This is a genomic window from Spiroplasma sp. DGKH1, from assembly GCF_040940205.1.
In the GTDB taxonomy this organism is placed as follows: domain Bacteria; phylum Bacillota_I; class Bacilli_A; order Mycoplasmatales; family Mycoplasmataceae; genus Spiroplasma.
In genome coordinates this window covers 1-13895 of record NZ_JASTWG010000007.1, presented here as the reverse complement: position 1 = coordinate 13895, position 13895 = coordinate 1, and the positions used below count along the sequence as shown (strand labels likewise).

General features: G+C 29.7%; 13 protein-coding genes. 12 read left to right on the top strand and 1 reads right to left on the bottom strand.

From position 1 onward, the window contains the following. The first annotated feature begins 136 nt into the window (after nt 1–136). The 8 genes from QPK10_RS05730 to QPK10_RS05695 all read left to right on the top strand — a co-directional run bounded on the left by QPK10_RS05730 (nt 137) and on the right by QPK10_RS05695 (nt 7251). Complete coding sequence (locus QPK10_RS05730; RefSeq protein WP_368487045.1) at nt 137–1024, top strand: hypothetical protein; 888 nt, start codon at nt 137–139, stop codon at nt 1022–1024. A gap of 258 nt (nt 1025–1282) precedes the next feature. Beyond that, entirely contained in the window at nt 1283–1813 is a 531-nt protein-coding gene (gene infC, locus QPK10_RS05725; RefSeq protein ID WP_047791509.1) for a translation initiation factor IF-3, read from the top strand. Nucleotides 1814–1853: 40 nt separating this feature from the next. Then, nucleotides 1854–2045 carry a 50S ribosomal protein L35 gene (gene rpmI / locus QPK10_RS05720; RefSeq protein WP_047791508.1) on the top strand — a complete coding sequence of 64 codons (192 nt, stop codon included), beginning with the start codon at nt 1854–1856 and terminating at the stop codon, nt 2043–2045. A 25-nt stretch (nt 2046–2070) separates the two neighbouring features. Further along, the gene (rplT, locus tag QPK10_RS05715; protein WP_047791507.1) at nt 2071–2430 is read left to right on the top strand and encodes a 50S ribosomal protein L20; all 360 of its coding nucleotides are present in this window, start codon (nt 2071–2073) and stop codon (nt 2428–2430) included. A 1081-nt stretch (nt 2431–3511) separates the two neighbouring features. Further along, a complete protein-coding gene (gene uvrC / locus QPK10_RS05710; protein ID WP_368487044.1) occupies nt 3512–5293 on the top strand; it encodes an excinuclease ABC subunit UvrC in 1782 nt (593 codons plus the stop codon). A gap of 50 nt (nt 5294–5343) precedes the next feature. Next, a complete protein-coding gene (locus QPK10_RS05705; protein WP_368487043.1) occupies nt 5344–6096 on the top strand; it encodes a DeoR/GlpR family DNA-binding transcription regulator in 753 nt (250 codons plus the stop codon). 100 nt (nt 6097–6196) lie between these two features. Next, nucleotides 6197–6319, top strand: a complete 123-nt coding sequence (locus tag QPK10_RS05700) for a hypothetical protein (protein ID WP_257787408.1) — start codon at nt 6197–6199, stop codon at nt 6317–6319. Nucleotides 6320–6444: 125 nt separating this feature from the next. Next, on the top strand, nt 6445–7251 hold the full coding sequence (locus QPK10_RS05695; protein ID WP_368487042.1) for a MurR/RpiR family transcriptional regulator: 807 nt from the start codon (nt 6445–6447) through the stop codon (nt 7249–7251). Nucleotides 7252–7322: 71 nt separating this feature from the next. On the opposite strand, the gene QPK10_RS05690 is transcribed toward QPK10_RS05695, so the two are convergent. Next, on the bottom strand, nt 7323–7988 hold the full coding sequence (locus QPK10_RS05690) for a hypothetical protein (RefSeq protein WP_368487041.1): 666 nt from the start codon (nt 7986–7988) through the stop codon (nt 7323–7325). 178 nt (nt 7989–8166) lie between these two features. Between QPK10_RS05690 and QPK10_RS05685 the strand changes: the two genes are divergently transcribed. The 4 genes from QPK10_RS05685 (at nt 8167) to QPK10_RS05670 (ending at nt 13814) form a co-directional block, all read left to right on the top strand. Continuing rightward, a complete protein-coding gene (locus tag QPK10_RS05685; protein ID WP_368487040.1) occupies nt 8167–9510 on the top strand; it encodes a hemolysin family protein in 1344 nt (447 codons plus the stop codon). A 242-nt stretch (nt 9511–9752) separates the two neighbouring features. Then, the gene (locus QPK10_RS05680; RefSeq protein ID WP_368487039.1) at nt 9753–11210 is read left to right on the top strand and encodes a lipoprotein; all 1458 of its coding nucleotides are present in this window, start codon (nt 9753–9755) and stop codon (nt 11208–11210) included. 94 nt (nt 11211–11304) lie between these two features. Beyond that, nucleotides 11305–11781, top strand: a complete 477-nt coding sequence (locus tag QPK10_RS05675; RefSeq protein ID WP_368487038.1) for a MarR family winged helix-turn-helix transcriptional regulator — start codon at nt 11305–11307, stop codon at nt 11779–11781. Nucleotides 11782–11876: 95 nt separating this feature from the next. After that, the gene (locus tag QPK10_RS05670) at nt 11877–13814 is read left to right on the top strand and encodes an ABC transporter ATP-binding protein (RefSeq protein ID WP_368487037.1); all 1938 of its coding nucleotides are present in this window, start codon (nt 11877–11879) and stop codon (nt 13812–13814) included. The last annotated feature ends 81 nt before the right edge of the window (nt 13815–13895 follow it).

The window sequence follows — 13895 nt, the reverse complement described above, 5'->3', positions numbered from 1 at the left end:
AGTTTATAAAATAATAAATTTTTTTATTTTTTATCTTGAAATTTAAAAATATTTAGATTAGGATAAAAGAGAAATATTTAGTAGTATTTTTGAACGAAACGGGTATTAATTTATATTAAGCAGATAAGGTATTATTATGAAAACAGAAAATCCTGATATTACTAAAGCCGAAATTCAAAGTTTTATTGGTGTTCATTTTTATTTAGCCGATGGGAAGGAAAATAAGCAAGCAAAAGATGAAATAAGCCGGGTTGAATATTATTTTACTGATGTTTCTAACTTAAAGGCTATTGAATATAATTTTAAGGATTCCGAAATCAATGCATTCAATAAGATTAAAAATTTTTTAATGTTAGAAAATGTTAAATGTTCTGCTGAACTGATGGGGGAATGAACCTTTCCTTTTCAGGTTTCCCAAGCAGGAGAAACTTCAAAATTAGATTTCGCTTGGTATTTAAATATTTTAAAAAAATCCAATACCATTAAGCAGTATTTTTCATTTTTATATAAGCAAAAGTATCAGTTTTTAGCAATTAAACTTTTTAATTTTATTGCGGCAAGAACAATTTTTAAAACTAATCCTTTAGAATTAAAAGTTGAAAGAATTTATGATAGTAATTTATTATTGCAAAAAGCCCGCAAAGCAACTGCCAGTGGCAATTATAATTTAGCATTAATTTCAATGCGATCATATATAGCACAATATTTACAACAATGAATAGTAAGTTTATCAATTACATTAGATGATTCGACAAAGGATAATTTACCCGAATTATTGGCTTATTTAAATCAGTATCTTAATAATCACCCCCAATTTAAAACAGGTTTAGTTCCCAAAGTTTGGTCTGGATTTAAAAAAATTTTAAAAGAAGTGCAAAATATTCGAAATCATAACACCGTTGTCCATCCTAATTCTGAAATTCTCTCTGAATTTGAAAGCAAGTTAATTTATAATAGTTTAGAGTATTTATTATGGGCCTTTAATTCAATTAAGGCAAAATTTACAAATGAAGATTATGAATAATTTTTTAAAGTTTTAAGATGAGGTTTTAAATATAAACATTTTTAAGAAAATTAGTCATTTATCTTGATTATTATTATTTATTCAGTATAATTCATTATGAAAAAGAACAAAAGTAGCATTGCTCACCCCCACCCTTAAATGTGGTAATCGGGTTATTTAAGTTCAAGAAACCTAATTCTTAATTAGAAATTTAGGCTTGAAGTTCTAGCGCTACTTTTTGGCGCTTTTTTAATTATTATTTTGATGATGGAGGTCTTAATGAATCAAGCAACTGGAAAAAACCTAAAAACAGACATTGTTAATAAGGATATTCGTGCGCGCGAAGTACTAATTATTAATGAAAATGGGGAAAAAATTGGCCCATTATCACGCCATGAGGCTTTGGCATTGGCAGAAGAAAAGGGACTAGATTTATTACTAGTTTCAATGAATTCTAACCCGCCCGTTGCTAAACTGGTTGATTATGGGAAATTTAAATATGAACAAAAGAAAAAAGAACGCGAATCTAAAAAACACCAACATGTTACTGAAAATAAAGAAATGCGATTACGAACAGGGATTGGTGACCATGACATTGAATTCAAAGCTAAAAAAGTTCGCGAATTCTTAGAAAATGGTGATCGGGTTAAAATTTCTTTAAAATTTCGCGGAAGAGAAGTTGCTCGTCCCGAATTTGGGAAAGAAACTTTAAAAAAATTCTATAGTCATATTGAAGATTTAGCAAAAATTGAAAAAGAACCCCAATTAAACGGTTTGTTTTTAGACATGTATGTCGTACCAAAAAAATAATAATTTTAAAAGTTGATAATTAAGAAGGAGAGGAATCGTTATGCCAAAAATGAAAACAAAAAGAGCTTTAGCAAAACGTGTTAAAGTGACCGGATCAGGAAAATGAAAAAGAGCAAATGCATATACTTCACATTTAGCTCAGAATAAATCAACTAAACAAAAACGTCATTTACGAAAAGCAAGTTTAATCGACAAAACTGATCAAAAAAGATTGAAAGATTTAATTCAATAGAATCGTAGGAAAGGAATAGAAAATAATGGCAAGAGTAAAAGGTGGACCAACGACAAGACAACGTCGGAAAAAAGTAATTAAACAAGCTAAAGGTTATTTTGGAACAAAATCAACTCATTTTAAAAAAGCTAAAGAACAAGTAATGAAGTCATTAGCTTATGCTTATCGTGATCGTAAACAACGTAAAAGAGATTTTCGAAAATTATGAATTCAAAGAATTAATGCGGCAACTCGTGAATATGATTTATCTTATTCACAATTTATGAATGGTTTACACAAAGCAAACATTGAAGTAAACCGTAAAATGTTATCAGAGTTAGCAATTAATAATCCAGCAGAATTCAAAGTATTAGTTGAGGAATCAAAAAAAGCATTAAAAAATTAACAATATCTTTAAACATATTTATTTAAATATGTTTTTTTATTTTTAACAACTTTTATCATATTAGATTAAAGATGAGGATTAACTTACTATGACATTATCTCACACAGCTTAACATAACAATCAAGCTTAAAATATGTATTATATGGATATTTTTAATTGCATTATAATTGGATTTGTTATGATGGGAGTGAGAGTTTATAACCACTCCTAAATTATTGATTTGAATAGTTAGGTAGGTGGTTAAATGGGATTGATACAAGTGATTGTTTTAATTCTGAAAATAATCACTCTACTATTGCAATTATATTTAATTATAAAAAAACTATCCGCATAGGATAGCATAAACAATAGGAGTGGTTAGCTCTCATTTTTTTATAACCATTCATATTATAGCAATAATGGTCAGAAAATCAACCAATTTTTTAGTTTTAAGGAACATTCGTTAAAAAGTTAATTTATTATAAAAAATGCTGTTCTTGCATATTTTAGTTATTCTTAAGATAGGATTTGTTATGATGGGGTTGAGAGTTTATAGCCACTCCTAAATTATTGATTTGAATAGTTAGGTAGGTGGTTAAATGGGGTTAATACAAGTGATTGTTTTAATTCTGAAAATAATCACTCTACTATTGCAATTATATTTAATTATAAAAAAAACTATCCGCATAGGATAGCATAAAGCAATAGGAGTGGTTAGCTCTCATTTTTTTATAACCATTTTTATTATAGCAATAATGGTTAGGAAATCAATTAATTTTTAGTTTTTTCAGTAACATTAGTTAAAAATTTAATTTATTATAAAAAATGCCACCAATAGATCAATTATATCCCCGTTTAGAAGATTTATTAAAATATTTAGTGTTGTTAAAGGTTAAATTAATCATTTTCACGAAATTAATTAAAAATATGTAATTAAATAATATTAGAAAAAAGTTTATATTTTTTTAATTAAAAGATCTTAAAGATTAGTTATTTTAAAACAATGGGAGTAATAAACTATTTATTATTCCCATTTTTTCATGATAATGTTGCATAATTTATTAATAGTTACTAAAATTATATTAGTTAAGGGGGTTACTAAATGGCAAATAATTTATCATTGCGAGAACAAGTCAGCAAATTACCCGACAAGCCGGGTTGCTATATTTATTACAATATTTATAATCAGGTGTTATATGTTGGGAAAGCAAAAAATTTAAAAAATCGGGTTTCATCATATTTTAATAAAGTATATAATTATAAAACAACGAGGTTAGTCAATGAAATTGACCATTTTGAAACAATTATTACAAATACTGAAAAAGAAGCCTTAATTTTAGAACATAATTTAATTAAACAATATAAACCAAAATATAATATCCTCCTGAGTGATGATAAACACTATCCTTATATTGTAATTACCAAAGAACGTGACCCCCAATATTTATATGTCCGTAATATTAGTAAAAAATATGCCCGTAGTTATGGTCCATTTCCAGAAGGAAGTCACGCTCGCGAAATTATTAAAATTTTAGAACGCTTATATCCACTACGACGCTGTAAAGGTAACTTAGGAAAACCATGTTTATATTATCATATTAACCAGTGTTCGGGTGCTTGCTTTAAAAAAGTACCCCGGGAATATTACGAAGAGATGATTCACCATGTTGATGAGTTTTTTAAGGGTAATACAAGCCAAATTAAGGCCTTATTAACCAAGAAAATGCACCAAACAGCTAGTAACCTACAATTTGAAGAAGCTAACAAAATAAAACTGTTAATTCACCGCTTAGACTGAACAATTTCTGATCAAAATGTTGATTTTTTAAATAAAAGTCAAAATGTTGATGTTGTTGGATTATTTAAAACCCCGGAAATGTTAGTAATTACGGTGTTATTTTATCGCCTGGGAAAATTAAGCTATAAAGATAGTGATTATTTTATGTTGGCTAATGATGATGATCCCCAAGAAATCATCCGTTTATATTTACAAAATATTTACCAAAAAAATATTTTACCAAAAAAGATTATCCTTGACCCGCAGGTCGATTTAACAGAATTAGCCTTGTTATATCCTAAGATTGTTAAGCATCCCAAGAATACTAATGATCGCCATGTGATGAAGTTAGCAATTGCCAACAGCCAAGAAAGTTATCTTCAATACCAAAAATATCATCAGCACCGGGGTAGCAAAGAAGATTTATTATTAGAATTAAAAAATTTATTAAATTTACCGGAAATCCCATATTTAATTGAAATGTTTGATATTGCGAATATTAATGATGAATTTGTAACTGGGGGAGTTATTACTTATAAAAATGGGTTACCTTCCCGCAATGATTATCGTAAATATAACATTGAAATTCCTTACCAAGATGATTACCACCGGATTAGTAATCTTGTTTTTCGTCGTTATCAGCATGTCAAAGCAGAAAAACGAGCATTACCAAATTTAATTATTATGGATGGGGGAATTCAACAAGTTAATGCGTGCTTAAAACAATTAGATATTTTGGATTTACAAATTCCGGTAATTGGTCTTGTTAAAAATGAGCACCACCGGACTGACCATCTTTTAAATCTTGATAAAAAAGCCATCAATTTAGATAAATCTAGCAAACTTTTTCATTTTTTAACCAAAATGCAAGATGATGTTCATAATTTTACGATTCGTAATTTTCGAACTCGGCAAACTAAAGCATTAATTACCAGTGTCTTAGACCAGGTTCCAGGACTGGGCCAAACAAAAATCCGTCAGTTAAACCAATCTTTTGGTTCTTTAACTGAAATTAAAGCTGCTAGTGATGAACAATTATATAATATTTTAAAAAATAAAACGACTGTTGAAAATTTAAAAAAATTTTTGGCATCTTTTGGTAAGTAATTGAAATTTTCGGTATAATTTAGTATATACTAATTAAAAGGAGAGATGCCATGCACCGTGTTGAGAGAAAAAACTTATTATTATCTTACCTATGTAAAAATAGTTTTCATGAGATGAACCATGTGTTAGATTTTGTGAATGACTATGAAATTTCATCAACAACAGCCCGCCGTGATTTAAAAGAGTTAGAAAAAGAAGGAATTATTAGTATGTCATACGGGGGAATTCACTTTTTAGGATTAAGTAATAAAGCTTGTAGCATTGACTTAATGCACCGGAACCGTAACTATGACTTAAAAATGATTATCGCTAACAAAGCTAATGAATTAATTGAACCAAATGATGTCTTATTTGTGGGGAGCGGGTCAACTTGTGAGTTATTTGTCAGCCAAATTACTAAACCAGTTAAAATTGTTACTAATTCACTGCGAATTTTACAATTAGCCAAAGACAACCCAAATGTTCAATACCACGTTTTATTTGGTGGGAAGTTACGAGATAAATCGCAATCTTTTTATGGATCGTTTTGTGAAGAAAGTTTATCGTTAATTCAGTTTGCAAAAGTAATTATTAGTGCTAGTAATGTTGATGAGGAAGGTTATGTTTATAAAAGTAACGAAGAAGAAGGCCGGGTTGAACTAGCAGCCCTGGCGCGGGTACAAACCAAAATCTTACTAGTTGATTCTACAAAATTCAATTCAGTGGGGTTCTTTAAATTTACGTCCCTGCCAACTTTTTCAAATATTGTTACTGATAAACCAGAAGTTTTTCAAACAATTGCAAGTCCAGCCAAGGTAATATAGAGTTATTAACTAAAATCATTTTTTAAAATGATTTTTTTATTTTTTAAAGGAAAATTTTCATTGCTTTGGTAAATAAATAGTGAGAGGAGGTTAGTAGCGTATGGACTCAGCCACTGTTCAAGATATTTGTTATCAGATTGAAAAATTTGAATTTGAAGATTTGTTTGCGATTTTATCAAAAATTGAAGAAATCGTTAATGAGCGGACAAAAGTCATTGATTAATAAAAAATTTTTTTCAACCTTCAAATTTTTTTCATTCCATTTTTCCATTAAGTTTACTACAATAAAAAACAAGGGTAAGGGTATGGACTCTCATAGTAACAATTTTGGAAAACATAGGTGGAAACATGCAGATAGAAAAGAACATTATTGAAAAGTTAGAGGAAATTGTCTTAATTAATGACAAAACAGTTAAGGTAGTTATTGCAAAAACAATTTTAAATTTATTAAAAGAGCGTGATGATTTTATTATTAATGATGTTGCCAATATTTCTTTTACCAGCGTATCATCAATTACCAAGTTTTGTAAAAATTTAGGATTTGCTGGGTGAAAAGAATTCTATGCTTTTTTAAAAACTGAAAAAAAGCGACAACTTTATCAAAATAAAGCTTATTCAACGCTTCAAGAAAGTAATACGGATGTAATTATTAATAAGATTATTGAAAACCATTCATTATTGGTATCCAGTACATTAGATCACAATATGGAACCAATAATGAACCTTGTTAAAAAGATTAATAAGGCAAATAAAATTTATGTTATTGGTAATGATCGGTATTTAAATTTATCAAATTATTTTTATCATCAATTATTAATTTTAGGTTATGATACTTATTTTACAACTTATCATTATGTTGCAAAAAAATTATTAGAAAAGGTATCGCCCACCGATTTAATAGTTGGCATTCTATTGCATGATGAAACTAATTATTTATATAATTTAATTCAAAGTAAGATTAATGTTATTCCAGAACTTACTTTTACTTTAATTGACATCAAACCAACTGTTGAGCAGAGAAATAACAATGAGCAACCAGACATTGTGATTGATCCCAACCACAGTATGATGTCACTTAGCGAAATTGCTTATAATTCATTGTTTATTATTATAAACACTGTACTTCAAATGTTAAATGAAAATAGAATTTCTTAATTCTTTTTTTTATTTTTGCCAATAAAAAAAAGATAATATTAATTATCTTTCTTATTATTTTTTTAAGTTAACTAACTTGCTTGATCATGACTAGTATCCCAGTCTTCTTTTACGAGATGTTGAATAAAATAATACATATACTGCTGAGGAGTGGCTCCGCTTACTCAACTACTTCCCATGTCTCCTGATTCAAAGCCCATGTATTGTCCTTGTTTAACATAAATAAACAATGGGGTACCTTTTAATTTTAAACTATCAGCGGTAATGGTATAGTCAATTTCACCGTTAATTTTATGAGCATTTCGTTCTTGGGCAACGACCCAGTCCAGAATTTTTTTGGCTCATTTTTCACCTCATACTTTATTATAATCTTCAACCGAATCTCAGGTACTCATTAAATAAGTATTTTCAATTGTTTTATATTCATTTTCATTGGCTGATGAACGCGAACCATAATAAGTTGCTAAATTATAGTCAGCCCCATATTTTCCATCTAAATAAGCATGAAACTCCGCGTTACCTTTGGCACCATCATATAATTCATTAATTGTTGTTTTTTCTAAAGCTTGACAGTGCGGACAGTTTTGGGCACTAATTAGCATAATAAAACTATCCTTATTATTAACAGCACTCATAAAAGTATTATATAGTCCTAATTCACTCTTACAAGCAACAACACTGGAAACTGATGAACTTATTAATGAAATTGCTGCGAAAGATGCTAGCATTTTTTTCACGGTCATTCCTCCTTGAGAATTTATCATTTATCTTACATATACTATTATATGATACCTTAAATTTTGTAAATTAAAAGTAATTATTTCAAAAAAAATCAATAAATTATTTTTTAAATTGTCTATTAATATTGGTTAATATATAGTATATTATTATTAACATAAAGGAGTGGAAATTTAAATGTTAGATTCCTCGACCGCGTTATTTGTTTTATTGCCCTTAATGATTATTTTATTAATATTTTCTTCTTTTTTTTCAGCTTCGGAAACGGCGATTACTTCAATTAATGTTATTCGACTAAAGCAATTAGCAAAGGGAAAACGAACTAAAGTTCGGAGCAAAAACCGAGAAATTAAAAGTGCCAAGCGGGTTTATAAATTTATTAAGGATTATGATCGGACTTTAGCAACAATTTTAATGGCAAATACCTTAATTAATACCGCCTTAGCAACCATTGGGGCCTTATTTTTTTCGACTTTTATTCGGAGTGAAGCCACTGCCACGTGAGTAGCAACAGCAGTAATTGGGGTTGTTGTCTTAATCTTTGGGGAAATTGTTCCCAAAATCATTGCCAAGCGAAGTCCCGAAAAATTTTCAATTTTTGCTTCTTATATTTTATGAGTTTGAAAAATTGTGTTATATCCGTTTACCTGGTTATTAGTCTTAAAAAAAGAAAAACCCGGGCAAGTATCAACAACGGAAAATGAATTACTGGAATTAATTTCAACAATTGAATCAGAAGGGGTGTTGGAAAAAAACGAAAAGCAGTTAATTGAATCAGCAATTACTTTTGATGAAAAAAATGTTGGTGATGTAATGCGCGATAAAGAAAAAGTAAAAGCTGTTTTTAATGATACCAACTGACGTGATTTACAAAAAATTTACAAAGAAGAACGTTTCACCCGTATGCCAATTATTTCCCGCACTGATGGGAGTGTCGAAGGTATTTTAAATATTAAGGATGTCTTAATTGCTATTATTGATAAAAAAGAAGTTAACATTAAGGAATTAGCCAATGAACCAATTTATATTTCCAAGCATTTAAAATTAGATGATGCCTTAGAATTATTACAACAAGAGCAAGTTCACATGGCAATTGTTACTCCTAATCGGGAAAGTAAAACTTTTATTGGGGTTGTTACGATGGAAGACATTATTGAAGAATTAGTTGGAGAAATTTATGATGAGGATGATGAAACTGGTCAGGTTAAAGAAATTGGTCATCATATGTATTGAATGCACGGAAACACCCCAATTAAAAAAGTTTTTAAAAAATATTTACAATTAAATGTTCCCCCCAAAGCAGAGGGCAAAACCTTGTACCAATGATATGTCGCTCAAACTGGTTATGAGTTCACTCCGAACGCTGATCTGCCCGAAGATTTTATCTACCATAATTTTGCTTTTCGAATTAACCCTGACAAAACCAAAAAATTAAAAACGAAAAGTAATAATGTCAAATCAAAAGCTGTTATTTTTGAAATTGAAATCTTAACTGATAGTAATTCCAAAGACCAGTTTTAGTTTTTCTAAACACTTTTTTTGTTAAAAAAAATAAAAAAAGTGTTTTTTTCTTAGTTTTTAGTGCTAAGATATAAGAGTAAAAGTTATGACCAATTATTATTAATGTTTAAAAGCAATTTCGTTAAACGGAACTTAATTGTTTGGTTTTTATTATGGCCCAACTCTGTTTAATTAAAAATTACTTTTATATGTTTTTAATTCCGGTAGTAATTTTTGATAAAGTAGAGAGAGGGAAATTTTAAATGAAAAAATTATTAGCAGTCTTAGGAGCGGTTGGTTTAACAGCAACTGGTGTCTCATCAGTTGTCGCTTGTAGTAATCATCATAAAACTGAAGAACCAGCTGTTGATCCACGCAATGATGAATTTCATCAAAAGCAAGTAGCACGTTTAATTAAAAAAATTCAAAATTATAATACAAAAAAACCATTACTAGTTGATGGGGACTATAAAAATATTAATTCACAATTAATTGTAACCGCAATTAACCACAATTTTAGTTTAAAAGGGGTAGTTGTCAATGTTAACAAGGTTGAAAAAATTACTGAACCATTTAAAGAACTTGGTACAGCAGTTGTTAATTCAATTACAGATAATGGGGTTGAAGTATTAGCAGCTCCAATTAAGATTAAATATTCAACTGTTCAAATTGCGAATATCACCACAATTAGCAATGATTTAAATAATATTAATCAAGAAGCTAACCCTAAATTAGTAGATGTTAAATTACCAATTCCGGGGGCTGACTTAACCTTAGGGAGTTTATTGGATAACCCGATGGTTCCCACAATCTTAAATTTAGTTCCGACAGATCCCAATTTAGCAAGTAAAGATGATCAACAAAAATGAGATCAATTAATGCAAATGGTTAGTGGGTTAGCAAAGGGTTTATTAGATAAGGAACTAAGTTTTAAGAAAACTATTAACAATATCCCGGTTGTTGGCAGTGCCGATATTGTTTTAGAAAAAGTGACAGTGAAAGAAATTATTGATGCGGTTCGTCCCGACTTAATTAGTTTAGTGAATTATGTTAAAGCTAATATGCAAACAACCCATAACTTACCATTGTTACTCTTTAAATATTTATTATCACCAGTTGATTCAAAAATGCCTCCAATTAAAAATGTCAAAGATGGGGAACCACACAATAACTTTGAACATTTATTAGCGGATTTATTAGATGGTCGTGATGGTGGTAAGGAAATGAAAAAAATTAAAATTAAAACTATTTTTCCTTACGCAATAACTTGAAAAGTTATTAGTAATCAGAATTTTAATGTAGTTGAGTATACCTTTAAATCATTAGTGCAAAGTTTTTTAAATAATGGTCAAGGCGTTGACATGCTTAATGGTAAGTTAACTGTTAAAGTAAAAGGTGAAATTTTAACTTTTAAAATTAATCAAGAAATTCCTATTCCAATGTCTTTATTAAGTAATTTAATTGTTCCAATATTAATCGGGGGGTCGGCTAGTGGTCATTTAGAAAATGCAAATGTTGAATTATTGCACGGAAAATTATTAGTATTAACAACAACCGATGGCACAACCTGACAACCAGCAAAAACAATTGATGATCTTATGCAAGCACAAGATGTTACTGTCAGTGGGGAAAACTTACAATTTAAAGTTAGTGATAAAACCGATGATAGCTTATCAATTACAACTAATGATAATTTAGCAATTGGCTTAAATCTTGGTTAATTAGCAAAAGAACATTATTAAATGTTCTTTTTTTAATCTTGATAATATCTATGTTATGATTTTAGTAAATAAAGTGATAAGGTGGTGAAGCACAGTGAATGATATTGATAATATGGATTGAAAAAACCCCCAAACTTGGAATATTCTGCGGTTAATTGCCTATACCAATAAAATTTGTCGTAGTTATGTTGAAGAACGGTTAAAAAAAGCGGGTTTTGATGATTTTCAAATCCGAAATATGTGATTATTAAAATTAGTTGAACATTATCCGCACCAAACAATGAATGAACTTGCTAATCTTGCCAACCAGTCGCGGGCTAATATTACTATTTTATCAAAGCGCTTAGCAGAAAAGGGTTATTTAGATCGTTACCACCCCGAAGATAATAAAAAAGTTATTTATTTAAAACCAACTGCCAAATGACAAAAAATTCAACCAATTATTATGAGACTGATGGATGAGTTATCACTTTATATTGAACAAGTAATTACCAAAGAACGAAAAATTTTATTGGAACAAGACTTAGCAACATTAATATTAAGTCTGAGCAGGTTAGCACGAGAAAAATAAAAGTTATTTTATTATTGCAACTCTTAAGAAAACAGATATAATCATATTTAGTTAAATGTTTAACAATAATTTAAGAATGATAAAGGAGTAAAAAAATGGAGAAAAAACACCATGAAGGAACCAAACCAGATTTGTCCGGAACCAAACATCCTGACCAACAACATAAAGGTTCAAAAATTGGATTTTTTAAATTAATATCAATTTATTACCAACGTTATTGATTTCGTTGGTTATGTTTAATTATTTTTGTCATGATTACTTGTGGAATTACCGTGGCAATTCCAAAGTTAACAAATATTGTCATGACCAACTTATCAGTGGGAATGCAAAGTCGTCAGTCAATTGATGATCCGGCAATGGCCTGATCAGCTTTAATGTACTGAGCAATTGGGTTTGCGGCCACATTTGTTGTTTCGGGAATCTTTTTATATTTACAAAGTTGAGTTGGTGGTTCAATTTCTCGTAAAATAGAAATTGACATTCGGATCAAGGTTTTAAATAAACTAATTGATTTAGATATGAATTACTACCATGATAAAAAGATGGGGGATATCTTAACTAAATTAATTTCTGATACCCAAATTTTAGGGGACCAGGCTTACCAAGTGCCCCAAAACTTTTTAAATGCGATTTTCACTTTTATTGGTAGTGTGGTGATTATGTTCACATTAGATAATAAAGTGCAGGTTTTTGAAAATGTCCCTGGCGGGGGGATTCGTCCAGTACCTAATCAATATATCAACGGAACCCAAACAGTAGCTGAATTAGCCGGGATTATTTTAGGGGTTTCATTTGGAATTCTAATTTTAACAGCTTTTTGTTTTACTTTTATCCGTCGTTTAATATATAAACAACGAAGAGTTGTGTCAAATGTTAACGGGGATGTGAATGATCGAATTAATGCAATTCGCTTAATTAAATCAACAGGAACTAATGAATATGAAAAACAACGTTTTCATAGTATTCACCGGGATTATTACAAAGTAAGTATGCAAGCAATTCGTGTTCAATCATTAGTAATTGCCTTTGTAATTACGACATTGACAAGTATGAATACCATTGCTTTAATTGTGGGGATTATTTTTGTTAACCAAAATAAACTTGACCCTACTGTTATGTTATCAATTACCATGAGTATTAACTCACTAATTTTTCCCATTATCCAAATTGTGCGATTATTAGGAAACTTAGCAACGGCATCAACTTCGGCAACCAGAGTTAATGAAATTTTTCAAGAGGTGCCTAAAATTAATCCTAACGTAAATGCCGCTCCGCTCCCAGATATCAACGGAAGTATTATTTTTAAAAATGTTGATTTTAAATATAATCCTGATGATCCTGATGAAGAGTTAATTTTGCATAATTTTAATTTTGAATTTAAGCAAGGGGAATCATACGCTTTTGTTGGGGAAACCGGGGTTGGGAAATCAACAATTTCTAAATTATTACTGCGTTATTATGACCCAACTAGTGGTGATATTTATGTTAATAATGACCAAAATCTAAAAGATGTTAATTTAAAATCATATTTAGACCATGTTGGTTATGTTGAACAAGAACCCCAAATTTTATACGGAACTTTTTATGATAACATTCGTTATGGAGCCTTTGATGCTAGCGATGAAGAAGTTGAAGCGGCAGCTAAAAAAGCAGAATTATATAATTTTATTAAAGAACTTCCAGAAGGCTTTAATACTGTTTTAGGAGAACGGGGATTTATCCTTTCGGGTGGTCAAAAGCAACGGTTAGTAATTGCCCGGATGTTTTTACGGAACCCCGAAATTCTTGTCTTAGATGAGGCGACAAGTGCCTTAGATAACATTGTGGAGAAAGAAATCCAGGGTGAACTAGACAAGCTAATGAAGGGGCGTACCACAATTATTATTGCCCACCGGTTAAGTACAATTAAAAATGTTAACCAAATTTTAGTTCTTGAAAAAGGCAAAGGGGTTATTCAAACGGGAACTTTCAACGACCTTAAAAAAGTTGAAGGACGCTTTAAAAAATTATACGAAGCTGGTTTAATGGATTAATTTTTTTATTATGTTGTCGATTTATTAAGATATAAATATATTGTAATAAAAAAATTAATCCATTAAACCAGCTTCGTATAA